This window comes from Aureimonas sp. N4 (assembly GCF_001463925.1).
Taxonomy (GTDB): domain Bacteria; phylum Pseudomonadota; class Alphaproteobacteria; order Rhizobiales; family Rhizobiaceae; genus Aureimonas; species Aureimonas ureilytica_A.
The window spans coordinates 55,984-80,272 of sequence record NZ_BBWS01000041.1; the positions used below are offsets into that span (position 1 = coordinate 55,984).

The window sequence follows — 24,289 nt, forward strand, 5'->3', positions numbered from 1 at the left end:
ACCAAGACAGGGCGGCGACGATGTCGCCGCCCTGTCCTGGCGAGGATGGAAGATGAAAGCGACGAGCGTCAGCCGAGCGGCAGGCGGCTGCGCTCCTTGGCTTGACGCTCGGCTTCCTGCGCGGCCTTGAGCTGCGACTTGGTGTACATCAGCGCGTGGGAGGCCAGATCGTGGCTGTCTTCCCAGAGATTGCGCCAGATGCCCAGAATGCCTTCCAGCGGCTGACCGACGACACGCGACGAGAAGCTCTCGAAGGTGATCGGCCCCTTGTAGCCGGTGCGCACCAGCGCGCGGAACACGCTGGTGAGGTCGATCGAACCCGAGCCCATATAGCCGCGATGCGAATCGCCGGTGTGGAAATAGCCGATATGCTCGCCGGTCTCGATGATCGCCTGCGCGATATCAGATTCCTCGATATTCATGTGGTAGACGTCGAGATGGACCTTCACGTTCGGCGCACCGACCAGCTTGGCCATTTCGACGCCCTGCGCCGCCGTGTTGCAGATATTGGTCTCGTAGCGGTTCACCACTTCGAGCACGAGCGTGATGTTGCTGCGCGCCGCGATCTCGGCGACCTCGGCCAGCGTCTCGGCCGATTGGCGGATGCCGTCGGCGGTCGGCTGCGTGAAATACTTGCCGAAGGCGGAGTAGAGAATGCCGCCGATATATTCGCCGCCGCAATCGCGGCAGACAGCCACCGCGTCTTCCAGCTTCTTCTTGCCGCGCGCGCGCTTTTCCGGGTCGCCCGAGGAAATGTCGCTGTCGAAATCGAGGCCCAGCGAGAAGTTGATGCCGATGCCTGCCTGGTCCAGCTGGCGGCGCGTGAAGACCGGATCGATCAGGCTCGGATCGAGCGCCGGAGCTTCGATGAAGTCATAGCCGACTTCGGCCGTCTTGGCGATCGCGCGCGCGCATTCCTCATGGCTCCACCCCGCCTCCCAGACGAGAGCGTGCACACCCAGCTTGTTCATCCTGTTTCCTCCCCGCGCCGCGGACATTCTTCGCGCAAGCGAAGACTACTGCGGCAATGCAATAGAACGGGCTTCTCTGCCCATGCGGGACATGATTGACAAAGTTGGAACTGATGTCTAGCCTTCAATAAAACGTTTCACCGGCGTTTTCTCAAAAAGCTTGGACACGGTTCGTCTTGGGAGGGGCGTCGATGTCACGACAGCAGACGCCATCCATCCGTATGGTCGCCGACCGGGCGGGCGTGTCGATCGCGACCGTCTCGAACGTCCTGAACGGCAAGCCCAATGTCTCGCCGAACTTCGCCGATCGTGTGCGCGCGGCGGTGGATGAGCTGGGTTACGTCGCCGATATTGCGGCCTCGCGGCTGCGCTCGGGCAAGGCGGCGCTGGTCGCCGTCATCGTGCCCGATCTCACCAACCCGATGTTTGCGAGCTTCGTCTCCACGCTGGAGCACGAGGCGCGGGGCGATGGGTTCGATCTCGCCGTTCTCTCCTCGCGCAACGACCCCATGGAGGAGGCCGACCGGCTGGCCAATGTCCGCGCCTGGCGGCCGGGCGGGCTGATCGTCGTGCCCTGCGACGGCGCGCTCTCGTCCCGCCTGCCGGCGGGGCTCGCCGCGCCCGCCGTGGTGGCCGACCGCATTCCCGACGATGCAAGGTTCGATCTCGTGGCGGTGGACAACGGCCCTTCCTCGGCCGCGATCGCCGCGCATCTTGCCCAGACTGGACTGGCAAACTGCCTCGTTGTCGGCACGAGTCTGGGCATCAGCAATGTGCGCGAGCGCTGGGAAGGCTTTCTGACGGGTGCGGGCGCGATGCGGGCGCAGATGCTGGAGGTCGGCTTCGAGGCGGAGGCGTCGGCCAATTTGCTGCGCGAGCGCCTGTCGGCCGATCGCCCAGTCGCGCTCTTCGCGCTCGATCATATGACCTCGCTCATGGCCTATCAGCTCATCGCCGAGATGGGCCTGTCGATCCCCGGCGACATCGCCTTCGCCTCGTTCGACGAAATGGAATGGATGCGGCTCGTCTCGCCCGGCATCACGGCCGTGCGCCAGCCCGTGGAGGACATGGCTGTTGCCGCCTGGTCGCTCCTGCGCGGCCGCATGGCGGGGAGCGATGAGCCCCATGAAACAAGGCGCCTCGGATGCGCCGTCTCGATCCGCGGCTCGACGCAGCGGGTCCCGTCTCGGCGGGGAGGCCGGGCGGGCAAGGTCTGATAACGGGAGGATGAAACATGCTGATGTCGCGCCGCCGCGCCCTCGCGGCCATGGGAGGTCTTCTGGCCCTCACCCTCGCCGGCCCTGCCGCCTTTGCGCAGAGCGCCGAGCCGCAGGCCGGGATCGTGGTCAAGATCGGGGGCATTCCCTGGTTCAACGCCATGGAAGAAGGCATCAAGAAGGGTGCCAAGGAGTATAAGGTCAATGCCTGGATGGTCGGCCCGACACAGGCCGACGCGGCCCAGCAAGTCCGCGCCATTGAGGATCTGATCGCCCGTAAGGTCAATGTCATCGGCATCGTGCCCAACGATTCCGCCGCGCTCGAACCCGTGCTCGGACGCGCCCGCGCCGCCGGCATCAAGGTTCTGGCGCATGAAGGACCGGACCAGAAGGAAAAGGACTGGGACTTCGAGCTGACCACGACCGAAGCCTATGGTCAGGCGCATATGGACCTTCTCGCCAAGGAGATGGGCGAAGAGGGCAAGTATATCGTCTATGTCGGCTCGCTGACCGTGCCGCTGCACAATGCCTGGGCCGATGCCGCCATCGCCTACCAGAAGCAGAAGTATCCCAAGATGCAGATGGTGGGCGATCGCTTCGGCGTCGCCGAAAGTCTGGATGAAAGCATCAAGACCACGCAGGACCAGCTGCGCGCCAACCCGGACCTCAAGGGCATCCTGACCTTCGGCAGCCAAGGCCCGATCGGCGCAGGGCGCGTCTTGGACGATCGCGGCAAGGCCAAGTCCGTTGCGCTGGTCGGCGGCTTCTCGCCGGGCCAGGGCGCGAAATACGTCAAATCCGGCGTGATCCGGGGCGGCTATATCTGGAACCCGCTGACGGCGGGCGAGGTCTTCGCGCAGCTTTCTTCCATGCTGGCCGCCGGCAAGGAGCCGACCGACAATATGGAGATCGTCGGCGTCGGCCCCGTGCGGGTCTATCCCGACAAGAAGCTGATCCAGGCTCAGAAGCTGGAATCGCTCGACAAGGCCAATATTGATCGCCTCGTGGCGCTCGGCCTCTGATCCCACCATCCCGGCGGCCGATGCGCCGCCGGGTTTTCCATTCGGACGACGGGAGGCGGCCGATGACTGATGACGTTCCTTTTCTCAGGCTCACCGGCCTCTCCAAGCGCTTCGGCGGCGTGCGCGCGCTGGAGGGCATCGATTGGGACGTGCGGCCGGGCGAGGTTCACTGCCTCGTCGGCGAGAATGGCTGCGGCAAGTCCACGCTCATCAAGACCGTCGCCGGCGTTCACCCGCCGAGCGAGGGCACGATCGAGATCGAGGGCGAGAACGTCCTGCCGCTGACGCCGGCCCGCGCCAAGGCCCTCGGCATCCAGGTCATCTTTCAGGACCTGTCCCTGTTTCCCAATCTGTCGGTGGCCGAGAACATCGCCGTCGAGTGCCACCTCGAAGGCGCGCTGAAGCCGGTGCGCAAGGCCCATATGCGGCGGATCGCCGAAAGCGTCCTGAAGCGCCTCGACTTCGATCTCGACCCCTCCGCCCTCGTGTCGGACCTGCCCGTCGCCGAACGGCAGATCGTCGCCATTGCGCGCGGGCTGGCGGCCAAAGCGCGCCTCATCTTCATGGACGAACCGACGGCCTCCCTCACCCGCGCGGAAGTCGATCGCCTCCTCTCCATCGTGGCCAAGCTGAAGGCGGACGGCATTGCCGTCGTCTTCGTGTCGCACCGCCTCGAAGAGGTGGTGGAGATCGCCGAGCGCGTGACCGTGTTCCGGGACGGGCGCAAGGTCGGCACCTGGCCCGTGGCCGAGGTCGACCAGAAGCGCATCGCCCATCTGATGACCGGGCTCGACATCGACCATGGCACGGTGGCGCGGGACATGAGCGCGGCCGAGCCGCTCCTCAGCGTGGAGCACCTGTCGCGGCGCGGCGAATTCGCCGATGTCAGCTTCACCTTACGCAAGGGCGAGGTGCTGGGGCTGGTCGGGCTTCTGGGCGCCGGGCGCACAGAACTCGCGCTGACGCTGTTCGGCATGAACCGGGCCGAGGGGGGAACGATCCGGCTCAACGGCCAGCCGCTCACGCTGCGCTCCAACCGGGACGCGGTGCGCGCGGGCATCGCCTATGTCTCGGAGGATCGCCTGTCGCTCGGCGTGATCCTGCCCCAATCGATCGAAGACAATATCGGCCTCGCCGTCATGAAGGGGCTTGCAGGGCGCTCCGGCCTCATCGCGCGCCGGCGGCGGCGCGATCTCGCGCGCGACTGGGTGCGCCGGCTGGCCATCAAGGTGCCCGATATCGACCGGCCCGTGCAGACCCTGTCGGGCGGCAACCAGCAGCGCGTGGTTCTCGCCAAATGGTTGGCGACGCGGCCGAGCGTGCTGATCCTGGATTCGCCGACCGTCGGCGTCGATATCAAGAACAAGCAGGGCATCTACGAAATCGTGGCCGAACTGTCGCGCGAGGGCGTCGGCGTCATCGTGATCTCCGACGAGGTGAGCGAAGCCTTCGCCACCTGCGACCGCGTCCTGCACATGCGGGCCGGGCGCATCCTTGAGGAAACCATTCCCGGCCGCATCACCGAACGGCAGTTGGAGGAGCGCATCTATGCCTGATGTTCAGCAGCGCACCGGAGCCGCCGCGCTGGCGCGGCTTCGCCGCCGCCCCGAAGCCTGGCTCTTCGGCGTGATCGTCCTCGCCGTCCTGTTCTTCGGATCGACCGCGCCGGGCTTCCTGACCTTGCCCAACGTGATCGACCTGCTTGAGACCTATTCGGTGCAGGCCATCATGGCGATGGGCCTGTTCGTGGTTCTGGTTTCGGGCGGCATCGACATTTCCTTCGCCGCCACGGCCTCCGTCTCGCAATATGTCGCGGCGCTCCTGGCGGCGCGGCTGGGTCTTCCCGCCCCACTCGTGATCGCGGTGGGCCTGGGGATCGGCACGGCGCTCGGCTGCCTCAACGCGGCGCTGATCCATTTCGTGCGCATTCCCTCCATTATCGCGACCATCGCCATGATGAGCGTCACCTTCTCGCTTCTGATGTATTTCTCGGGCGGGCGGTCGATCTACGATCTGCCGGACTGGTGGACGACGCGCGTCACCTTCTTCGAGACCGAAACCGCAAGCGGCGATCTCGTTCGCGTCACCTTACCGATCGTCGCCATGATCGTCGTGAGCCTCGGCATCTGGGCGCTGATGACGCGCAGCTCGGTCGGTCGCCAGCTTTATGCGATGGGCGGCAATGCGGAAGCGGCGCGCCGCATCGGCATGTCGATCGGCCGCCTGCATTTCGTGGCCTATGGGGTTCTGGGGTTCCTCGCCGCCCTCGCGGGGATGCTCCAGGCGCACCGCGTTGGCGAGAGCGTGCCGAACGCCATGGTCAACACGGAACTCGCCGTTCTCTCGGCAGCCGTGCTCGGCGGCGCGAGCCTGACGGGCGGCATCGGCACCGTGCCGGGCGTGCTTCTGGGCATCGTGCTTCTCGCCATTCTCCAGAACGGGCTCAATCTTCTGGGCGTCTCCTCCTACTTCTTCCAGATCGTGATCGGCCTGACGATCCTCGCCTCCACCTCGCTCACCGTCCTGTCGTCGCGGCGCGGTCGGCGTCATCGAACCCTCGGCGAGGCCGCCCATGCTTGAGAACCGGACATCTCATTCCATCGGCCGGGACGGCGCCCTGGCGGACTTCATGGCCCGGCTGCGCGCGGGCGTTCCCAACGCCCATCTCGGCTTGAGCGGGCTGCTCGTCGCGCTCGTCCTCGTCTTCTCGCTGGCGGTTCCCGGCTTTGCCAGCATGGGCACGCTGCAATCCTTCATGTTCCAGATGCCGCTTCTGGGGCTTCTGTCGCTCGCCATGATCGTGCCATTGATCACCGGCGGCTTGAACCTCGCCATCATCGCCACCACCAACCAATGCGCGCTCTTGATGGTCTTCGTCATGCAGATCGCCATTCCCGATGGAGCCGGCACGGGTGCGGTCGTCGCGGGCGTCGCGCTGGCGTTCGCCGCCGGGCTTCTCCTCTGCCTCGTGATCGGCCTCGTGACGGGCGCGCTCGTCGCCTATACCGGCGTTCACCCCATCCTCGTGACCCTCGGCACCAAGTCGTTGATCGACGGCATCAGCATCTATCTCACGCGCGGCCAGGCGCTCTCGGGCGTGCCGGATCTCGTGTCCCGCCTCGGCAATTCGAGCGTTCTCGGCGTGCCGCTCGTCTTCGTCGTCATGGTGCTGGTCGCGATCCTGGTCGGCCTCATTCTCAAGAAGACCGCCTTCGGCATCGCCTGCCACATGATCGGTTCGAACCTCGAAGCCGCCCGCTATTCGGCGATCGATACGAAGCGGGTTCTGGTCGGCGTCTACACCTTGTCCAGCCTCGTCTGCTTCATGGCCGCGCTGGTGACGCTCGTCATTTTCAACTCGGCCAGCCCCGATTACGCGCAGTCCTATCTTCTCGTCACCATTCTGGCGGCCGTGCTCGGCGGGGTCGATCCGTTCGGCGGCTTCGGCACGGTCGGCGGGCTCATGGTGGCGCTCGCCATTCTTCAGGTCATTTCGTCGGGTTTCAACCAGTTCGGCCTGTCGAACTATCTGACGCTGGCGATCTGGGGCGGCACGCTGATCGCCGTCGTGGTGGCGCAGACGATTCGCCCGCATCTCCCGGCGCTTTTCTCCGCGCTGCGTCGGCGCGGGGAGACGCAGGCGTGAGCGCGGTCGCCGTCTTCGACATCGGCAAGACCAACGTCAAGCTCTTCGCCACGACAGCGGACGGCGCGGTGCTGGAGGAACTGTCCGCGCCCAATTGCGTCTTGGACGGCCCGCCCTATCGCCACCACGACCTCGCGGCTCTCGAAGACTGGCTGCTCGCGGGGCTCGCCGATCTCGGTCGGCGCCATTCCATCGAGGCGATCGTCGCCTGCTCGCACGGGTCGGGCGGCGTCCTCGTTGGCGAAGACGGCGCGCTCATGCCGATGATCGACTACGAGCAGGACCCGCCGGCGGACGTGGCAGTCGATTATGCCGCCATGGCCGGTTCATTCCGCGAGCGCGGCAGCGCGCTCATGCTCGGCTCGGCGCATCTGGCGCGGCAGATGCTCTGGCTGGAACGCGGCTGGCCGGATGCCTTCGCCGGAGCACGGGCCTTTCTGGCTCTGCCGCAATATTGGGCCTTTCGCCTCTGCGGCGTGGCGGCGGGCGAGGTCACCAGCCTCGCCGCGCAGTCGCATCTGTGGTCCGGTGCGGACGGCGCGCCGACCCGGCTCGTGAAGGACCGCGCCTGGACGCATCTCCTGCCCCCGCTTCGCCCCGCATACGAGACACTCGGAACCCTGAAGCCGGAGCTGGCGCGGCGTTGCGGCCTTTCGGCGGAGACGCGCGTCCTCTGCGGCATTCACGATTCTTCGGCCAATTTCTATCGCTATCAGGCCGCCGGCCTGTCCGATCTCACGGTGGTTTCCACCGGCACCTGGATCGTCGCCCTGACGGATCGAACCGGCATCGATCTGAGTGAGGAAGCGCCCGGCCGCTCCTGCAATGCCGATGTCGCCGGTCGCCCGGTTCCCGGCATGTTGACCATGGGCGGACGTGAGTTCGCCGCCGTGTCCGGCGTGGAACGCGGACCGGCGACCTCAAAGGCCCTGTCGCGGATCGTGGCGAGCCGCACCTTTGTGCTGCCCTCCTTCGGGGCCGACGACGGGCTGTTCCCCGGCACCTCCAGGCGCGGCTCCGTTCGAGGGCCGCTCGCCGGCGATCCCTCGGTCCGCTTCACGCTCGCCCTTCTCTACGCCGCCATGCTCGCCAACCAATGCCTGCGTATGCTTCCCGCGTCCCGCACCCTTGTGATCGACGGCGGGCTGGTGCGCGATCCGCTGTTCGGCGCGATCCTCGCCGCGCTGAACCCCGGCGCGCGCGTGCTCGTCAACCGCGACGCGCACGGCACGGCGGCGGGAGCGGCCCTTCTCGCCGGGCACGAGATGCGGCGCGGCCCTGCCCCGCTCAGCGTCGAAATGCCAGATATAACCGGCCTGCCCGATCTTCTCCCCTATTGGTCGCACTGGCGCGACCTCTGCCATCCCTGGAGCCAAGCCTCATGAATGCCTCTTACAACGACGACGCCCTTCGCGAAGAGATGGTCGCCACCTGCCGCCGCATGAACGAAAGCGGCATCAACCAGGGCACGGCCGGCAATCTCTCCGTGCGCAATCCGGCGGGCTTCCTCGTGACGCCCACCTCCCTACCCTACGATCTGATGCGCCCCAGCGATCTCGTGCAGATGTCGTTCGACGGCACCTATGAGGGCGCGCGCCGCCCCTCGTCGGAATGGCGCTTCCACCGCGACATTCTTGCCGCGCGCTCCGATGTCGATTGCGTGCTCCACTGCCATTCCGTCTATGCGACGACCCTCGCGGTGCATCACCACGAAATCCCGAGCTTCCACTACATGACGGCGATCGCCGGCGGCACGACGATCCGCTGCTCGCGCTATGCGACCTTCGGCACGCAGGCCCTGTCCGACGCGGCGCTGGAAGCCCTCGAAGACCGCATGGCCTGCCTTCTCGGCCAGCACGGCCAGATCGCGCTCGGCAAGACGCTGTCAGGCGCGCTGTCGCTCGCCGTCGAGGTCGAAACGCTGTCGCGCCTCTATGTCCAGGCGCGGGTTCTGGGTGAGCCGCCGGTCCTGTCGGACGAAGAGATGGCGCGCGTCATTCAGCAGATGAAGAACATGAGCTACGGGCACGCGCCCGATCTCGACGGCGTCAACGACACGCCGAGCGCCAAAGCCGCGTCGGTCGATCCTAAGGCACGGTTGAGCGCGTAAGAGCGGACCCGACGCTAGGCGAGGCCCGTTTCAACCACTGAGGCAAGGGAGCGGCGATTTTCGCCGGTCCCGCCCCCATGCCGTGCTGTTGCAGCGAAGGCTCGGTGGCTCACGGCGCCTTGCCTCCGAAGCGCCGCTTCGCGATGAGCCTGCCCGTCCCGTGGTCTATTGGCCCGCAGCGCAGCGAAGAGCCGGGGCCTCGTGAGGTGGCTCCTCATGAATCCGAAAGGCGCCTTTGCCACCGGCCTTGACCTCGTAGAGCGCGCGGTCCGCTTTGAGCATCAGGCCGATCAGCGTTTGATCGCCCGTTCGATCGATGACGGTGCCGATGCTCACGCCTACCCGCGCCAAGCTGCCAGGCGCGACCTCGTAAGGGGTAGCGATGCGCGCCAGAACGCGCGCGCAGAGATGACGCAGTTCGGTTTCGTCGGATTGCTTCAGAAGAATGAGGAATTCGTCACCGCCGAGACGGCAGATGACGGAGCCCGGCGTTGCGAACTCGCTGAGGCGCTGTCCCACCTCCCGAAGGAGATGATCGCCGGCTGCATGGCCCAGCCGATCGTTCACCTGCTTGAAACCGTCAAGATCCAGATAGAGAAGCGCGCGTCCTCGAGTGGGAGGGCGCATCCGGGCAAAGCAATCCTCCAACCGCCAGCGGCTCGCCAGCCCGGTGACGGGATCGGTGAAGGCTTTCTCGCGGTTTTCGAACTCCGCCCTGATCGCGCCGATCGCGGTTTCACGATGCTGACGGATGATCCCAAGATTCATAACAATGAAGATCACGGTCTGCGCCGCAATCAGAGGTATGAATTGTGGATGCTGGAGGCTGAATGCGATCTTATAGCTGCCGTCGATCAGAAGCGTCTGGACGATGGCGTAGCGCGGGGCGGGAAAGTTGCGCCCGACAATGCCCCCGATGGCGGCCAGCCCGCTCGCGAGCACCAGCAGTGACAAAGTAAGATCGCCAGAACTCACGACGAGGAAGATCGTCAGTCCCTGCAGGCAGGCCCAGAGAAGCCCTCCGGCGAAGAGCGGCCCGGCCGGTGCGTCGACACGTTTAAGGGACGCGACCCGAAACAGAAGAAGCGCGATATCGCAGACCGCGATCCCCAGGAATATCGGCTGCAGATTGTGCGCGTAGATCACCAGGGCCACGACGATGGTGTTGACCGCGCCGATGACGAGCGGAACCTTCGACGTGAAGAACATGGAGCGCAGGCGACGCTGCGTTTCGTCCGGTAGGCCGCCGCCAATTTCGGCGAGCCATCGCAGGATCGGATTGCGCGGCGCGCGGTAAAGCGAGGTATCTGGCATCGTCGTCCGCACGAGGGGGAGGCAGAGAGCCATAGGTTACGGAAGGTCAGTTAAAGAACCTGTTGCACGCAATTGGTTTGGCCGGCATTTTCGGTAGCTGCCCATCGACACGCGACGGGATCGCACGCCGTCGGGCTCACCGCCCCGATGCTTGGCGGGCCATCAATTGCCCGCCAGCCGTTGCGCCCCGGCGCGGGCGGCTTATCTTCGCCGGGTCGTTGACCGACGACATGCAACGGGAGTGTCTGCTATGAGCGTTCTGACCATCATCGCCCGCCTGAAGGCCAAGCCGGGCCACGAAGCCGATCTGGAGCGTGAACTGAGCGCCCTTCTCGCCCCCACGCGCGCCGAGAAAGGTTGCATCCAGTACGACATGCATCGCTCGCATCAGGACCCCGGCCTCTTCTATTTCTACGAGAACTGGGAAAGCCGCGAACTCTGGAACGACCATATGAAGACGCCCCACATCACGGGCTTCGGCGCCAAGCAGGGGGATCTCGCCGAAAGCTGGGAACTCTTCGAGGGCGAGAAGGTCGGTTGAGCGGCGAAGGGAGGAGACCTCGTTGAAGATCACCTTTTACGCCCATGCGAGCTTCCGGCTGGAAGCGGACGGGCTCGCCGTCGTCACCGATCCCTATACCCCGGCCCGCAGCGGCTTCGATCCGATCGCAGAACCGGCCGACATCGTGCTCATGAGTTCGGCGACGGACGATTTCCATTCCGACCCAAGCCATGTCGGCGGCGATCCCACGGTCGTCAATACACTGGAACTCCCGCCCGAGGGGACGGTCGTGAAGGGCGTGCCCGTCCGCCCCTTCCCGGCCTATGAGAGCCTGACCTTCGACTACCAGTCGGCCTTCGGCCGCGACCCGGACGCCAACGCGCTCTATCTCTTCGAACTGGGCGGTATCCGCGTTCTGCATATGGGCGACATCGGCAATCCCGTCGCGCCCGAGCATCTGGACGCGCTCGCCGGCCAGGTCGATCTTCTTCTGGCGCTGACCGGAGAGCACGCGACCATCGCCCTCGACGATCTCGACGCCGCCATCGCGCGCATCCGGCCGGGCGCGATCATTCCGATGCACTATCACAGCGGCAAAGGGGTGCTCGCCATCGAGCCCGTGGAGCGGTTCACCGAGCGCTTCGCGCCCGAGCGTGTGCGCCGCGTCGGCACCACCAGCATGGAACTCACGAAAGACATGTTGAACCCGGACCAGCCGACGATCTTCGTTCTCGACCAATCGCGCTGAAGCGCCCTGCCCTCATGCGGAAGCCGTCCCTTGCCCAGCGAGGGGCGGCTTTTCGACGAGCCCCCGGATCGAACCTCAGGTATTGCGGCGGGGCCGATTTTTGCTAAGCTCGCCTCAGTTGTATCTTCGAACGTGAGGGTTGAACGCGATTCCACAGTCCGCTTCATCAAACGCATCGGGCATCGTTACAGCTCCGCCAAGTGGTCATGGAGCTGACCTGACGACATAATGTATAAGCGCGTCACCAATTGGGTAGACTCTACGCAATCCCGATAATGCGATGCGTTTATCGCATTGGAATAATATTATCGCCTTACGAATACAATTCTAATTCATATCGCTAGAGTATAATTACCATCGATATAGAATTTTTTATCTTACAGACGAACATTTAAATGTGATGGATCGTCCCTATGAATTGCATGGGTGACGATATACAAGATCTCTGCGAAAATGATCTGGGGTGTCATGAGCATTTCTTTGAAGAAGGGCGAGCGTCTGTCGCTCGACAAACCCGGCGGTCTGACGCGGGTGCGCATGGGGCTGGGTTGGGACCCGGCCAAGGGCGGCTGGTTCTCGCGGGGCAAGGCTGTGGACATGGATGCGTCCTGCATCCTCTTTTCGGGCGACAGGCCGGTCGATACGGTCTGGTTCAAGCAGTTGGCGTCACGCGACGGATCGGTGACCCATTCCGGCGACAATCGAACGGGCGACGGCGAGGGGGACGACGAGTCCATCACCGTGGACCTCGCGCGCCTTCCGACCGAAGTGGACGGACTGGCCTTCACGGTGAATTCCTTCACCGGCGAGACTTTCGAAAAAGTCGCCAATTGCCGATGCCGTCTCCTGGACGAAGCGGGCGGCGGTCAGGAATTGTGCAACTTCGCCCTGTCCGAACAGGGCGCGCATCAAGGCGTGCTGATGGCCGTGATGAAGAAGATCGGTGCCTCCTGGTCCTTCCGCGCGGTCGGCGCGGCCGGCACTGGGCGGACCTTCGACGCTCTGCTGCCGGTCGCGGCAGCGCAGCTTCGCGACTGAGCGGCTCTTTCTCCGCCCGACGGAGGGGCGTTTTCGATCATCGATCCGCCCTGAGCGTCCTTTTGGCCGCGCGTCTTCTCCTTTTACGAGTGACATCATGACGATCCTTCTCCCCGGCCAGAATGCGCCCCTGACGCAACAGGATGCCGAGATGGTCGTGAGCTTCGGCGGGCGAAGCGTCGTCGATGTCTCGGCCTATCTCCTGGATGGCTCGGGCAAGGTGCGCGGCGACGAGGACATGGTCTTCTACGGCCAGACCGCAAACCCCTCCCGTTCGGTCCGTTTGCAGGTTTCGGACACGCGTCGGGCGGTCCTGTCCTTGGATCTGTCCCGAGTGCCGGAGGCCATCGAGCGGATCGCCGTCTGCGCGGCGGTGGACAAGACCGCCGCGCCGAACGGCACATTGTCCGACGCGCTGCCGATCGAGGTCGAAATCGCCGCCTATCGCTTTGCCCCCGTGCCGGAGCGAAGCGATATTTCCGCCATCACGCTGATCGAACTTTACCGCCGCAACGGAGCCTGGAAACTGCGCGCGGTGGGCCAGGGCTTTGCCGGCGGGCTGAAGCCGTTGTCACAACTTTATGGCGTAGACATTGCCGAGGATGCTCCGGCCGCACCCCCGGCTCCACCTCCCCCTCCGCCCATCAGCCTCTCCAAGGTCTCGCTCAGCAAGGCGCGCCCGACGATCGATCTCAAGAAGGGCTCGGGGTCGTTCGGCACGATCGCGGTCAATTTGAACTGGAACCGGGGCGCGGCGACCAAGCGGGGCCTGTTCGGCGCCTCCGCCCGCGCCAATGGCGCGATCGATCTCGATCTCGCCTGCCTCTACGAATTGACCGACGGCAGCAAGGGCGCGGTTCAGGCGTTGGGAAAGCGGTTCGGCAGCCTCGACCGGCCGCCTTTCATCAAGCTGGCCGGCGATGATCGCTCAGGCGACGCGGCCGAGGGCGAATGGCTGCATGTGGCCGGCGCGCAATGGTCTCGTATTCGCCGGGTTCTCGTCTACGCCTTTATCTATGACGGCGTCCCCAATTGGGCCGCGACCGACGGCGTCGTAACGATCGGCGTGGCCAACCAGCCACCGGTCGAGGTGCGGCTGGACGAGGGCAGCGGCCTCGGCCTCTGCGCGATCGGCCTTCTGGAGAATGTCGGCGGGGACATCCGCGTCAGCCGCGAGGTTCGATATTTCGAAGGAGCGTCGGAAATGGACCGGGCCTATGGCTGGGGGATGCGCTGGACAGCCGGCTCCAAATAGAACACCACTCGCTCTGCGAGTGAACGACGAGACCCAAGGGGAAACAGATGGCATTGGGATGGCTGCGCGAACGCGGCGAAGAGCTTCGCAAACAGGCCGGCGACACGCTGAAGCGCTTTCAGAACCAGAAGATGCTCGACGCGCTGACGGGCGGCTGCGCCTGGCTCGCCTCGGCGGACGGCACGATCTCCGGTGAGGAGAAGCGCAAGATGCTGAATTTCATGCGCGTTTCGCCCGAGATGAACGTGTTCGAGACCAAGGCGGTGCTCACCTCGTTCTCCTCGATCGCCGATACGTTCGAGGTCGATTACGAGTTCGGCCGCATCGAGGCCGTGCGGCGCATCGCGCTGATCAAGGACGACGCGGCGGCCGCCAACGTGCTCGTTCGTCTCGTCTGCATCATCGGCGGTTCGGACGGCACGTTCGACGCGGACGAAAAAAAGGTGGTGCGCGAAATCTGCCACCTCCTGGACCTCGATCCCGCGCAGTTCGACGTCTGACTGCGGGGCAGGCCCCCGCTGAACAACGGAATCCAAGAAGGAGGAAGCATGTCGATCAGTCTCGGCAAGGGCGGCAATATCTCGCTGTCCAAGGAAGTGCCGTCTCTCGTGAAGATCGCGGTCGGGCTCGGTTGGGACCCCAAGCGCACCGACGGGCGCGACTTCGATCTCGACTCCTCGGCCTTCGTGCTCAATGCTGACGGACGCGCTTTGTCGGAGAGCCATTTCGTCTTCTACAACAACCTCAAGTCGCCCGACGGGGCCGTTATCCACACCGGCGACAACAAGACCGGCCAAGGGGATGGCGACGACGAGGTTCTGACGGTCGATCTAAAGGCCCTGCCTAACGAGGCCGCGCGCATCGCCTTCACGGTGACGATCCATGAGGCGCAGGCGCGTTCGCAGAATTTCGGCCAGGTCGGCGGCTCCTTCATCCGCATCGTGGATGCCGCGACCGGCCGCGAGATCACGCGCTACGATCTGAACGAGGACTACTCGACGCAGACCGCGATGATCTTCGGTGAGGTCTACCGCCACAATGGCGAATGGAAATTCCGCGCCGTCGGCGAAGGCTATGCCGGTGGCCTGAAGGCGATGGCGGCCCAATATGGGCTCAATGCGAACTGATCGCAGCTGACACTCTTCGGCCTCCGACTGCGCCGGCGTTCCTCCCGAGGGCCCGGCCTCCAGCAACAAGGAATTTCGCATGGCAGTTTCACTCAGCAAGGGGGGCAACGTCTCCCTGTCGAAGGAGGCCCCGGGCCTGACGGCCGTCACGGTCGGCCTCGGCTGGAAGCCCAAGGTCACGGACGGTGCGGCCTTCGACCTCGACGCCTCGGTCTTCATCCTCGGAGACAATGGCAAGGCGCTGTCCGACTCCCATTTCGTCTTCTACAACAACGCCAAGTCGCCCGATGGCGCGGTGGTCCATTCCGGCGACAACCGCACGGGGGAAGGTGAGGGCGACGACGAGCGCGTCCAGATCGATCTCGCCAAGCTGGACCCGGCCGCCGTCAAGGTCGCCTTCGTCGTGACCATTCACGACGCCGAAACGCGCAAGCAGAATTTCGGCCAGGTCGGCGACGCCTATATTCGCGTCTTGAATGCGGCCGACGGCAAGGAACTGGCGATCTACGATCTGGACGAGGACGCCTCGACCGAAACTGCGATGATCTTCGGCGAGCTTTATCGCAACGGTCCGGACTGGAAGTTCAAGGCCGTGGGCCAAGGCTATGTCGGTGGCCTCGCCAAGGCCGCGACCGAATACGGGATCAATGTCGGCTGAAACGGCTGGCGCGGGCCGCCGCCCGCGCCGTTCCTTCCCGGTCCAAGGCCGATCGGTCGCCCCCGGACAACGGACCGTCGCGAGGGGGCTGAGCCACCCTGTGTCTCGCCTCGAGCGGCTGCGCATGGTCGCCGCTGCCCCGCGAGTTTGTGCCCGATATGGCGGTCCAGCGCGCTTTCCGCCACTGGCGGAACCCTGGCCGGCTGCGCAGGATCAGCGGCCATTTCACCAGCGCAGCACGGGAACCGGAAGGCCGAGCGACGTGCCGGCCGGCAATCGTCATCGGCAGCCAAGGCCTGACGACCACCGAACGCAGTGGAAATCGGGGGCTTCGATCCCGGGAAGAGGATCGAGGGCCGCAAGCGCCACATCGTCACCGATACGCTCGGTCTGACGGTCGGGCTTGTCGTGTACGGTGCCGACGTCCAGGATCGCCCTGTCCTCGTCTCGATCCGCGATCGCTCTCTTGAGCTATGCCCTATCGACGCCGATGGCGCATAGGCCAGCGACGCGTTGAAGGGGCGGCTGCGCAAGATAGATCGGCGGACGATCCGGATGATCAAGCGCTCCGATCGAGCCATGGGCTACGAGGTTCTGCCGCGTCGATGGGCTGTGGAGCGAAGCTTGGCCCGGCCGCTGCGGCAGGCTGGCTAGGGGCTTAGAGAAGACCATCGCAAGCGCCGAGGCCTGGATCCTCGTCGCCGTCCATCGTTTCTCCGCCAAGGGGCTTGCAAGATCTCGCCAGGCTTCATGGGGTTTCGAGTTGGGTCTGAGAAACCACGACCGAAGCAGGTCGGATCGCCGTCCACCGTTCTCTGCTGGCGCAGTTCGGCGTTACGCAGCCGGTGATCTATCCCGCGCGGAAGACCTTGCCGATAGCCGCCGGAAAGGCCGGACGATCCCAAGCGATCCCCAAGCATCAGGATCGGGAGAAGAAGGGCCGGGCCGGATCGACAGTGCTTTTCATCCGCACTGTCGTTGGCGACGCCGACCCCGCTTTCACTGCATTTGACGCCTCGACGCGAACCGAACATCTCTCGTCGGCGCTGCGCCGGAAACGGCCGAAACGGTCTCTTATCGTTTACTGCGCGCCGTCGCTCGACGGAGCGCCGTCGCTTGCGCCCTCGTTCGGCTCGGCCTCGGGATCAGCCTCGTCCGCTTCGGGATCGACCACCGGATCGGGCCCCTTCACCACCGCGCCGTTGACCGAGACCGAACCGTCGGCGGCAGCGTCCACCACCCACTCCCAGTCCCCATCCGTGGTCTTGCGGCCCAGCCCCTGCGCCATCTGGATCATGCCGACGACCTGATGCAGATCGGGCTCCTGCTCGGCGGCGCGTTGCAGGCTGCTGATCGTGTTCTCGAGACCTTCCGCGCGCACGTTCAGCGTGGCGGCCGGGTTCATGTCCACGAAATTCATCTCGCCCGACAGATGCAGGTTGAAATCGGTGGCGCTCAACGTGCTCGGCTTCAGAGCGATCTTGATGCGCGCTGGGTCGAACGACTGGATGATCCGGGCCTTCACGTCCTCCGACAGGGGCTCGTCGGCGGCGAAGTCGGCATTTCGAATGGCGAGGTCGGCTGGCGTCTTCAGATCGACGCCGGAGACGGACAGGCCGAGCGCGGCCTCCTTGGGCACGAAGCGGGCGGCCCAGGGCGGCAGGAACGGGCCGTCGATTGACAGGCCTTTGAGGGCAAAGTCCGTGTCGAGCCCGGCATTCTCGGCAATGCCCGTCATATGCGTCACCTGCCGCGCCTCGCCGACCCGCAGGGCTCCGAACGAGGACTGGAATCCGGCGTCGCGTGTGCTCACGGTGACATCGAGCGAGGACCAGAACGGCATGAGCTTCAGCAACGCCGCGCGCAGTTCCTTCCCGAAGGGACCTGCGAGCGTCGCCTTTTGATCCACCGCGAAGGCCGGCATGTTTCGGAGCACGAGGACGTAGAGATCGCGCGCCTCGACATTGCGCCCGTCCTTGACCGAGGCGATGGTTTCCAATTCGCTGGCCTTGACGCCGATGTTGATCAGGAGCGAGTTGGCCAGAGCCTCTGTCTCGGCAGGCTCGCTCCCGTCTTCACCCTCCGCCGGCGGGGGCGCCTTAAAGCTGACCGTCTGAGCATAGTCGGTGAACGTCTGTCGGAAATCGATATCGACCCCGCCCGCCTGCCCCGGCCGCGCGCTCGTCGTCAGCTTGGTGTTCGCGACCGTCGTGCTGGAGTCGCTCAGCGCTTCGTTCTGGAGGCTGACGGTGTCGCGCGCAAAACCCTCGGCCGTGCGATAGGCGAAGAGGCTCGGCGCAAAGACACCCTTGAACTTCTGCTCGCCCTGCGAGTAGGCGAAGCTCTGGAGCGTGTCGGCGATGGTGGTGTCGAACTTCACATCGATCGGGTCGCCGGTGAAGACATTCCAGTCGCCGTCCGCGCGCGGGCTGACGAGGAAGGAGATGGGCGCGACCTTCACATCGATGCCCAGATCGGCCTTGAGGAAGGGCGCAGCGTCCAGAGTCACGCGTTGGCCCATCGGATCGGGCTCGACGCGCAGGATACCTTTCTTGAAGGGAACGTCCGTGACATAGGCGGCCAGCGCCGTGCGAAGCGCCGCCGCCTCCTGCGCGGTGCCGGCGGGTGCCGGCTCGGGGACAAGGCCCTCGGCATAGGCGGGCAGGGCGAGGCCGGCGACCAGGGCAGTCGTCGTGAGAAGACGGCGAACCATCGGAAATCCTATGTCTCTGAGAAGGCTGCGGGTTGGAAAGCTTGGGGTCTTGACCGGGATGGGCGGCTGTGCGGCAGGCGGCGAAACCATCATTGGGCCGGCCGATAGACGATCATCTTGCCGAGCGACACGTGAAGCATGGGCACACCGTCGACCTCAGCGACATCGACCTCGTTGGCCTTCACCATGCCTTGGATCGACTGGTCCTCGCCTTGCAAATACGCGGGGCCTTCGCGCTCACGCAGATCGCCTTCCGGCGTGTCTCGGGTTTGCCCGAAGCCCCCGTCCATGCTGGCCCTGAGGGAGCGATCGCTGTCGTCCGGCAGCGTCCCATGCTGGCTGCGATAGGCAACGAGGCGAAGATCGGTCCGCCCCTCCAAATAGAACGGATCGCGGTCCTGAGCGAAGACCTGCGCGATCGGCACGAGAATGAACAACGCCAACAAAACCCGCAAACGCATGTCCTTATGCTTTCACATGTGCTCCACGATCCAGCCAATCGCCTGCCCGGCTCGCCGGGGCGCAAGCCGTCAGGGTCTAGGGAACCGATGCCGCCCATGCAGGAAGACATGGACGCTCCCTCGCCGATCGCCGAGCGGGAGATGTCGCGAACTGGACATCTGTATCGCCAACCCGGCTTTGGCACGTCAAGTCGCCCGACCGGAATAATTTCGTTTAACGGGCTCGGTTCGAGAAACGTTTCTATGATCTCGCCGCCTTCACGCCTTATCGAAGCAGGCATTTCGGAGTTTTCCCGGTGAAAGCTCGCGCCGAAATCGAATGACATCTTATCGTATTGTCTTGCCCAACCTCCACAAGGCCTTGCCGCTGCTTGGATTTTGCAAAGCGTCACCCAGCGACGCCAGCATCCTTGCTGCAAGTCGCTCGATATTGTCGGGCGATAAACGATCTCGTGCTCGGGGCTTCATCCTTTCCTAACCGCGTTGCGCTTCAAAAAGGACGGTTGGTAGCCGAGGGTTACTTCAGGACTGTTTGCCCCTTCCTTCACGACATGCATGGCGGACCCTCCGGCGAGGCGAACCCAATCTGATTCTCGGGGGCGACCCGGATCGCTCGACATGCGGTCGGAACGCGGGTCCTTTTCGTCCGCCCTTGGATGATCGACACGACCTTTCCGGACGTGAGAAGACTTTCGATGTGTTCCGCCTCCGCGTTTCTCCGCGCCATGACTTCCATGATCGCGGCAGCGTCCACAGCCAGATGAGCCATCGGTTCGGCATTCTTGATTCCTGCCTCGTCGAGGGCTTCCCGTATCAGGCGGCAGCAAAGACCCGCAGGGCGTTCGAGGCAGCGCAGGAGCTCGCATCGCCCTCCCAAACGGACCTGTCTTATCCGAACAAGACGCGGGCGATGTCGACGCTCTCCACCGGCTTCTGGCAGAAAGGAAGGGTCCGGTAGGCAGGTGGGACGATCGCGTGGTCGTAGCCCGTCGACAGGACGCAGCACACACCGCGCTGGCGCAGTGCGTCGATCAAGAGAAAGACCTGCTCGCCGAAAAGGTTGATATCCAGGATGGCCCCGTCGAGAGGCCCTTCCCTGGCGACGATGCTCGACGCGGCGGCGAGCGTGGGTACGGGGCCGAGCACGGTGGCCCCCGAACTCTCGAAATAACGGGCCATATCGTCGGCCACGAGGAACTCGTCGTCCACGATCAGAACCGTCTTGCCCGCCATGTCGATGAATGGCGCGGGCTTGCCGCGCGACAGCTGGCTCATCGTCTGTCCCTTCCATTGCCCGCGTGAAGCGGCAGGTCGATCGTGCAGCGCACGCCGTCCGGTCGAAGCTCGTAGGTCGTGATGGCACCCAGCTGGTAGGGCAGCGCCTTCTCGATCAGCGTGCGCCCATAGCCGCTGCCCTGCGCCTCAGCGCCGTCCTCCGGCATATCCGCCACGCCTGTTTCGCTCCATTCGACATGGAGACGATCCGGCGCGGCCTGGCTGCGATGAACGCGCCAGGTCACATTGAGCCGGCCCGCTCCACCCGACAGCGCGCCGTATTTGACGGCGTTGGTGGTCAGTTCGTGGATGGCGAGGGCGAAGGTCTGCACGCTTGCGGAGCGCAGGCAAACGCCCTCGGGTCCAGCCAGCAGGATATGGTCGGACAGGCCGTCTTCGGCGAATCCGCGCGCCTCGAGTTCCGTGCGAAGCAGGATATCGAACGTCACCCGCTCGCCGCTGTCGAGCCGGGACAGGAGACTGTTGATGCGGGCCAGCGCCGCAAGCCGAGAACGGAACCGGGCGAGAAAATCCGGCAGGCCGTTCGAGCCGCCGGCCGTGCGGTCCGCGATCGCGCGGACCACGCCGATGAGGTTGCGCGTCCGGTGCTGGAGTTCGGCCATGAGAACCTGTTGGCGCTCCCGAAGCTGGCGCATGTCGTCGATGTCAGTGGAGGTGCCGAGCCATTCCACGATCTGCCCCGCTTCGTCCCGCACCGGAAGAGCGCGCGTCAGAAACCAGCGATACCGCCCCTCCCCGGCATGGAAGAGACGCGTTTCCATGTCGAGATGCGAGGAGCCATCGGCCCGCTCCCAGCCGGCCAGGGCTCGGCTGCGATCCTCGGGATGCAGCGCATCCAGCCAGCCGTAACCTTGGCTTTGCGCAAGGGTCTGGCCCGTGACGTCGCACCATTGCGGGCTCGCCCATGTCCACTGGCCGGAATCGAGAGACCGCCAGACGAGCTGGGGGATACCCTCGATCACCGTCCAGAGCCGCCATTGGTTCTGGCGCAGCTGCTCGGCCATTGCCCGGTGCTCGGTCACGTCCTGGCTGATGCCGCCGACATGGTTGATCTCGCCGGCGGGGCTGCGGATCGGAAAGCCCCTGTCCTGAATCCAGCGGATGCGCCCGTCGTCGAAGCGCCGGATGCGATAGACGATCTGGATATGGTCGCCGGCGAGCGCGCCCGGCAGCGCGGCGAGAGCCCGCTTCCGATCCTCGGGATGGATCGATGCGACCCAGCGCGAGAGATCGTCGAGAACCATCTCTCGGCGCTCGCCCCAGATGCGTTCGAAGGCCGGGCTGAGATAGACGAGCCGGCGCGTCCGCGCATCGACGATCCAGAGCGCGTCGGTCGAGTTTTCGGCGAAGGAGCGGAAGCGCTCCTCGCTGGCTTGCAGCCGGGTCGCCGCCGCCTCCTCCTTCAGGCGCAGCAACTCGGCCTGCGCCCTCTTCCAGTCGCTGATCTCCTTCGTCGTCGTGGCGACGCCGTCGCCCAGCTTCACGACCGACTGGTAGAACCATCCGTCGAACTGCTCGTGGACATAATGGCGCTCGGCCTGCTCGGGGCGGCCCGTTTGCGTCACGCGTTTGAAGGCGTCGAAAATTCCTTCAACCACGACGCCGGGATTGCGCGTCAGCAGGCTTTCGCCGCGCACTTCCCCGTAGCGGCTCTCGGACGTATGATTGTTGAGCACCCAGCGAAAATCGACGATCTCGCCCGCCTCGTCACGCATCGCCTCGAAGACCTGGATCATGTCGGTCGAGGCATCCAGAGTGCCCTGAAGGAGATCGCGACCGGCCTTCAATTCGGCTGTCGCCTCCTGGATGCGCTGTTCCAGGTCTGCGCGGTGCCGCCCCTCGCCCGCTCGCAGGACCGCATCGGCTCGCTTGCGTGCGTCGATGTCGATGTTCATGCCAGCCCATTTCGCGATGCGCCCTTTCACGTCGAGCACGGGGGCCGCGCGGACATTGGTCCAGCGCCAGCCGCCATCGGGGGACCGCAGGCGGAATTCGGCATCCACCAGCCCCCGCGCATCCATCGCCGCCCGCCATTGTCGCTCGGCATAGGCGCGGTCGTGGGGATGGATCGCGTCGAGCCAACCATAGCCGAGCCATTCGTCGAGGCTCTGGCCCGTATAGGCGCGCCAGCTCGGACTGTCGGCCACGACCACACCCGCGGCGTCGGTTTCCCAGACCGCCTGCGCCCAGCTCCCGATCAAGAGGCGGTGCCGTGCTTCGCTCTCGCGCAGAGCGGTCTGCACGTGAAACCGATCCGTCGTCTCGATCAGCGTTTGAAGCGCGCCGACGATCCGGCCGGATTCGTCCGGAACCGGCGACCAGTCGGTGTCGAACAGGCGCTCTTCAACCTGCCCGTCCGATTCTTCGAGTCGAACGGGAAAGTCGGTGAGCCGCGTCGCCTGCCCGGCCTGGGTGATCTTCAGCAAGGGGGCCAACGCCGTGTCATAGACGTCCGACCAGCCCTCCCTCGCCGGGCGCCCCAGCAGGACGGGATGCCGGGTTCGAACAATGGCGACATAGGCGTCGTTGTAGATCTGGACATGCTCGGGGCCCCAGAGGAGCGTCGCGGGGCGAGGCATGGCGAGCACCATGTCGAGCGCCGTCCGAAGGCTCTGCGGCCAGGTCTCGATCGATCCGAGCGGCGTCTCCTCCCAGTCGTGAGCCCGCACGCGCCGGGCCATCTCGCTTTCCCCGGCGGGCCAAATCCCCTGAGCCGATGACGTGTCCACGGCGCCTCTCTCGCTGCCCCATCGCGGGCCACACAAGCTTAGGCACCCGCGTGCGCTCCTAGGCAATGGCCAGCTGCTTAGCCGAGACCATCAGACGAGCTGCCGGGCACGCGCAGCTCGCGTCACCGCGCAACAGCCCGCCGCGCGAGGGAGGGCGTCGCGGCGGGCTGGCGATGGACGCGCTCGCCGGGACCAAGCACGCCACCACCGCCGCGCTTGACGGCGTAGGACCGCGCGTCCGCCTGATGCATCGGATCGTCGAGGCTCACCTGCGACAGCAGTCCGGTCGCATAGCCGAGGCTAAGCCCGACCGTGACCGGCCGAGCGACCCCGATGTCGCAAGGGCGCGTCAGCTGGCGATGGATGCGCTCGGCCAGACGCCCCACCGCCTCCTCGTCGTTCACGCCGATCTGCGCCAGTACGAACTCGTCGCCGCCGGTGCGCGCGACGATCGTGGCTTCCGAAACGCTCGACTGGACGCGCGCGGCGAGGATCGCCAGGAGCCGATCGCCCGCCTGATGCCCGAATGCGTCGTTGACGGCCTTGAAGCCGTCGAGGTCGAGGGTGTGAATGGCGACCGCAAGGCACCCTCCCTGCGGCAGCGCGGCCAGAGCGTCGCGCAGCCCGAGTCGGTTCAGAAGGCCGGTCAGCGGATCGCGCCGGGCCAGCGCGGCCAGTTGAAGCCGCAGGGCGACGCCATCGCGCGCCGTTTGATAGACATAGCCCACGCTTTGAATGCCGGCGGCGGTGAAAACGGCAAAAACAACCGCGACCATCAGATGCGAAGGCGTACCCAGAGAGGCGATGGCGAGCGTGCTGGGAAGGCCCAAGCTCAGGATCGCGGCGCCGGCAATGTGGGGGCGGATCGACACACGGGCGATCAGGCTCGCGCTGTAGCCGAACCACAGGCACACGGGGGCGAGGTGAAGCACCGGATCGGGCAGAGAATAGATCGCGACCGAAAACAGGCTGACGGCCAGACTGACCGCAATCGTGGAAACGCCGTGGAGCGTTTCATGCCGACGAACCTTGTCGAGAGACGCATGGCGATAGGCGAGGCGGTGACGCTGGTGGTCCAGGACCATCGCGATCTTGACGAGCGCGGCCGCAACTCCGCCGGCCATCGCGACCAGGACGAAGGCGCTGGGATGGGTCCAGAAGCCGTAGGTGCCGGTCCCGACCAGCAAGACGCACAAGATCACCATGGGCACGACATTGCCCGCAAGACCATCCACCAGTTCCCGGTACACGTCCTCGGGCTCGTCCCATCGTCCGATCTTAAGCACCACCACCTCGTTGCCACACCGCCGACAGGGGCTGAATGCCCCGGACACGATCGTCTGAGGTTGCATGGGCCAGGGTCTTTCGCAGCGCGGTGTCTGAGGAGCGACTCAATGCTCCCGGCCGTACCAACACGACGCGAATGCACACGCTGAGGACGTGCCCGGCGGGAAAGCGCGTCACTTGCGGTTTCGAGCCCGG

General features: G+C 65.2%; 22 protein-coding genes. 15 read left to right on the forward strand and 7 right to left on the reverse strand.

Features of this window, described 5'->3' with window-relative positions:
• Positions 1-68: 68 nt before the first annotated feature.
• The gene (locus tag AUL28_RS12235) at positions 69-971 is read right to left on the reverse strand and encodes a sugar phosphate isomerase/epimerase family protein (protein WP_058636498.1); all 903 of its coding nucleotides are present in this window, start codon (positions 969-971) and stop codon (positions 69-71) included.
• Positions 972-1,162: 191 nt separating this feature from the next.
• Between AUL28_RS12235 and AUL28_RS12240 the strand changes: the two genes are divergently transcribed.
• From AUL28_RS12240 to AUL28_RS12270, 7 genes are all read left to right on the forward strand, one after another.
• The gene (locus tag AUL28_RS12240; RefSeq protein WP_062232910.1) at positions 1,163-2,188 is read left to right on the forward strand and encodes a LacI family DNA-binding transcriptional regulator; all 1,026 of its coding nucleotides are present in this window, start codon (positions 1,163-1,165) and stop codon (positions 2,186-2,188) included.
• Between the two features lie 17 nt (positions 2,189-2,205).
• The gene (locus AUL28_RS12245) at positions 2,206-3,210 is read left to right on the forward strand and encodes a substrate-binding domain-containing protein (protein WP_058636496.1); all 1,005 of its coding nucleotides are present in this window, start codon (positions 2,206-2,208) and stop codon (positions 3,208-3,210) included.
• A gap of 62 nt (positions 3,211-3,272) precedes the next feature.
• Entirely contained in the window at positions 3,273-4,766 is a 1,494-nt protein-coding gene (locus AUL28_RS12250) for a sugar ABC transporter ATP-binding protein (protein ID WP_062232911.1), read from the forward strand.
• Positions 4,759-5,790, forward strand: coding sequence for an ABC transporter permease (locus AUL28_RS12255; RefSeq protein WP_062232913.1), 1,032 nt, complete (start codon positions 4,759-4,761; stop codon positions 5,788-5,790). Before AUL28_RS12250 ends, AUL28_RS12255 begins: the two co-directional genes overlap by 8 nt.
• Complete coding sequence (locus AUL28_RS12260) at positions 5,783-6,856, forward strand: ABC transporter permease (protein ID WP_082640425.1); 1,074 nt, start codon at positions 5,783-5,785, stop codon at positions 6,854-6,856. The genes AUL28_RS12255 and AUL28_RS12260 overlap by 8 nt, the downstream gene beginning before the upstream one ends.
• Positions 6,853-8,241: an FGGY family carbohydrate kinase gene (locus AUL28_RS12265; RefSeq protein WP_062232915.1), complete on the forward strand. Its 1,389-nt coding sequence runs from the start codon at positions 6,853-6,855 to the stop codon at positions 8,239-8,241. The genes AUL28_RS12260 and AUL28_RS12265 overlap by 4 nt, the downstream gene beginning before the upstream one ends.
• Positions 8,238-8,966 (forward strand): class II aldolase/adducin family protein, encoded by a 729-nt coding sequence (locus tag AUL28_RS12270; RefSeq protein ID WP_062232917.1) that lies wholly within the window; start codon positions 8,238-8,240, stop codon positions 8,964-8,966. Before AUL28_RS12265 ends, AUL28_RS12270 begins: the two co-directional genes overlap by 4 nt.
• A gap of 165 nt (positions 8,967-9,131) precedes the next feature.
• Here the strand turns inward: AUL28_RS12270 and AUL28_RS12275 are convergent, their stop codons facing one another.
• The gene (locus AUL28_RS12275; protein ID WP_062232919.1) at positions 9,132-10,280 is read right to left on the reverse strand and encodes a GGDEF domain-containing protein; all 1,149 of its coding nucleotides are present in this window, start codon (positions 10,278-10,280) and stop codon (positions 9,132-9,134) included.
• 250 nt (positions 10,281-10,530) lie between these two features.
• Between AUL28_RS12275 and AUL28_RS12280 the strand changes: the two genes are divergently transcribed.
• From AUL28_RS12280 to AUL28_RS23690, 8 genes are all read left to right on the forward strand, one after another.
• Positions 10,531-10,821 (forward strand): putative quinol monooxygenase, encoded by a 291-nt coding sequence (locus AUL28_RS12280; RefSeq protein WP_058602590.1) that lies wholly within the window; start codon positions 10,531-10,533, stop codon positions 10,819-10,821.
• 22 nt (positions 10,822-10,843) lie between these two features.
• Positions 10,844-11,530: an MBL fold metallo-hydrolase gene (locus AUL28_RS12285; protein ID WP_062232922.1), complete on the forward strand. Its 687-nt coding sequence runs from the start codon at positions 10,844-10,846 to the stop codon at positions 11,528-11,530.
• Positions 11,531-11,998: 468 nt separating this feature from the next.
• Complete coding sequence (locus AUL28_RS12290) at positions 11,999-12,568, forward strand: TerD family protein (RefSeq protein WP_062232925.1); 570 nt, start codon at positions 11,999-12,001, stop codon at positions 12,566-12,568.
• A 97-nt stretch (positions 12,569-12,665) separates the two neighbouring features.
• Positions 12,666-13,823, forward strand: coding sequence for a TerD family protein (locus AUL28_RS12295; RefSeq protein ID WP_062232928.1), 1,158 nt, complete (start codon positions 12,666-12,668; stop codon positions 13,821-13,823).
• A 47-nt stretch (positions 13,824-13,870) separates the two neighbouring features.
• Positions 13,871-14,323, forward strand: a complete 453-nt coding sequence (locus AUL28_RS12300) for a tellurite resistance TerB family protein (protein WP_082640427.1) — start codon at positions 13,871-13,873, stop codon at positions 14,321-14,323.
• A gap of 48 nt (positions 14,324-14,371) precedes the next feature.
• On the forward strand, positions 14,372-14,950 hold the full coding sequence (locus tag AUL28_RS12305; protein ID WP_062232930.1) for a TerD family protein: 579 nt from the start codon (positions 14,372-14,374) through the stop codon (positions 14,948-14,950).
• A 79-nt stretch (positions 14,951-15,029) separates the two neighbouring features.
• Positions 15,030-15,608 carry a TerD family protein gene (locus tag AUL28_RS12310; protein WP_062232934.1) on the forward strand — a complete coding sequence of 193 codons (579 nt, stop codon included), beginning with the start codon at positions 15,030-15,032 and terminating at the stop codon, positions 15,606-15,608.
• A gap of 315 nt (positions 15,609-15,923) precedes the next feature.
• Positions 15,924-16,109 (forward strand): transposase, encoded by a 186-nt coding sequence (locus AUL28_RS23690; protein WP_374701416.1) that lies wholly within the window; start codon positions 15,924-15,926, stop codon positions 16,107-16,109.
• 580 nt (positions 16,110-16,689) lie between these two features.
• Here AUL28_RS23690 and AUL28_RS12320 read toward each other — a convergent pair.
• The 5 genes from AUL28_RS12320 to AUL28_RS23530 all read right to left on the reverse strand — a co-directional run bounded on the left by AUL28_RS12320 (position 16,690) and on the right by AUL28_RS23530 (position 24,159).
• Positions 16,690-18,321: a hypothetical protein gene (locus tag AUL28_RS12320; RefSeq protein WP_062232936.1), complete on the reverse strand. Its 1,632-nt coding sequence runs from the start codon at positions 18,319-18,321 to the stop codon at positions 16,690-16,692.
• Positions 18,322-18,410: 89 nt separating this feature from the next.
• Positions 18,411-18,776 carry a hypothetical protein gene (locus AUL28_RS12325; RefSeq protein WP_374701417.1) on the reverse strand — a complete coding sequence of 122 codons (366 nt, stop codon included), beginning with the start codon at positions 18,774-18,776 and terminating at the stop codon, positions 18,411-18,413.
• An 894-nt stretch (positions 18,777-19,670) separates the two neighbouring features.
• The gene (locus AUL28_RS12335; protein ID WP_062232945.1) at positions 19,671-20,057 is read right to left on the reverse strand and encodes a response regulator; all 387 of its coding nucleotides are present in this window, start codon (positions 20,055-20,057) and stop codon (positions 19,671-19,673) included.
• Positions 20,054-22,759, reverse strand: a complete 2,706-nt coding sequence (locus AUL28_RS12340; protein WP_062232948.1) for a PAS domain-containing sensor histidine kinase — start codon at positions 22,757-22,759, stop codon at positions 20,054-20,056. Before AUL28_RS12340 ends, AUL28_RS12335 begins: the two co-directional genes overlap by 4 nt.
• 170 nt (positions 22,760-22,929) lie before the next feature.
• On the reverse strand, positions 22,930-24,159 hold the full coding sequence (locus tag AUL28_RS23530; RefSeq protein ID WP_082640428.1) for a GGDEF domain-containing protein: 1,230 nt from the start codon (positions 24,157-24,159) through the stop codon (positions 22,930-22,932).
• Positions 24,160-24,289 lie beyond the last annotated feature (130 nt).

What these genes read in the sequence shown, in the direction of transcription:
- AUL28_RS12235 (WP_058636498.1), bottom strand. Translation starts at nt 971, where the DNA reads ATGAACAAGCTGGGTGTGCACGCTCTCGTCTGGGAGGCGGGGTGGAGC.
- AUL28_RS12240 (WP_062232910.1), top strand. Translation starts at nt 1,163, where the DNA reads ATGTCACGACAGCAGACGCCATCCATCCGTATGGTCGCCGACCGGGCG.
- AUL28_RS12245 (WP_058636496.1), top strand. Translation starts at nt 2,206, where the DNA reads ATGCTGATGTCGCGCCGCCGCGCCCTCGCGGCCATGGGAGGTCTTCTG.
- AUL28_RS12250 (WP_062232911.1), top strand. Translation starts at nt 3,273, where the DNA reads ATGACTGATGACGTTCCTTTTCTCAGGCTCACCGGCCTCTCCAAGCGC.
- AUL28_RS12255 (WP_062232913.1), top strand. Translation starts at nt 4,759, where the DNA reads ATGCCTGATGTTCAGCAGCGCACCGGAGCCGCCGCGCTGGCGCGGCTT.
- AUL28_RS12260 (WP_082640425.1), top strand. Translation starts at nt 5,783, where the DNA reads ATGCTTGAGAACCGGACATCTCATTCCATCGGCCGGGACGGCGCCCTG.
- AUL28_RS12270 (WP_062232917.1), top strand. Translation starts at nt 8,238, where the DNA reads ATGAATGCCTCTTACAACGACGACGCCCTTCGCGAAGAGATGGTCGCC.
- AUL28_RS12275 (WP_062232919.1), bottom strand. Translation starts at nt 10,280, where the DNA reads ATGCCAGATACCTCGCTTTACCGCGCGCCGCGCAATCCGATCCTGCGA.
- AUL28_RS12280 (WP_058602590.1), top strand. Translation starts at nt 10,531, where the DNA reads ATGAGCGTTCTGACCATCATCGCCCGCCTGAAGGCCAAGCCGGGCCAC.
- AUL28_RS12290 (WP_062232925.1), top strand. Translation starts at nt 11,999, where the DNA reads ATGAGCATTTCTTTGAAGAAGGGCGAGCGTCTGTCGCTCGACAAACCC.
- AUL28_RS12295 (WP_062232928.1), top strand. Translation starts at nt 12,666, where the DNA reads ATGACGATCCTTCTCCCCGGCCAGAATGCGCCCCTGACGCAACAGGAT.
- AUL28_RS12300 (WP_082640427.1), top strand. Translation starts at nt 13,871, where the DNA reads ATGGCATTGGGATGGCTGCGCGAACGCGGCGAAGAGCTTCGCAAACAG.
- AUL28_RS12305 (WP_062232930.1), top strand. Translation starts at nt 14,372, where the DNA reads ATGTCGATCAGTCTCGGCAAGGGCGGCAATATCTCGCTGTCCAAGGAA.
- AUL28_RS12310 (WP_062232934.1), top strand. Translation starts at nt 15,030, where the DNA reads ATGGCAGTTTCACTCAGCAAGGGGGGCAACGTCTCCCTGTCGAAGGAG.
- AUL28_RS12320 (WP_062232936.1), bottom strand. Translation starts at nt 18,321, where the DNA reads ATGGTTCGCCGTCTTCTCACGACGACTGCCCTGGTCGCCGGCCTCGCC.
- AUL28_RS12335 (WP_062232945.1), bottom strand. Translation starts at nt 20,057, where the DNA reads ATGAGCCAGCTGTCGCGCGGCAAGCCCGCGCCATTCATCGACATGGCG.
- AUL28_RS12340 (WP_062232948.1), bottom strand. Translation starts at nt 22,759, where the DNA reads ATGGCCCGGCGCGTGCGGGCTCACGACTGGGAGGAGACGCCGCTCGGA.
- AUL28_RS23530 (WP_082640428.1), bottom strand. Translation starts at nt 24,159, where the DNA reads ATGCAACCTCAGACGATCGTGTCCGGGGCATTCAGCCCCTGTCGGCGG.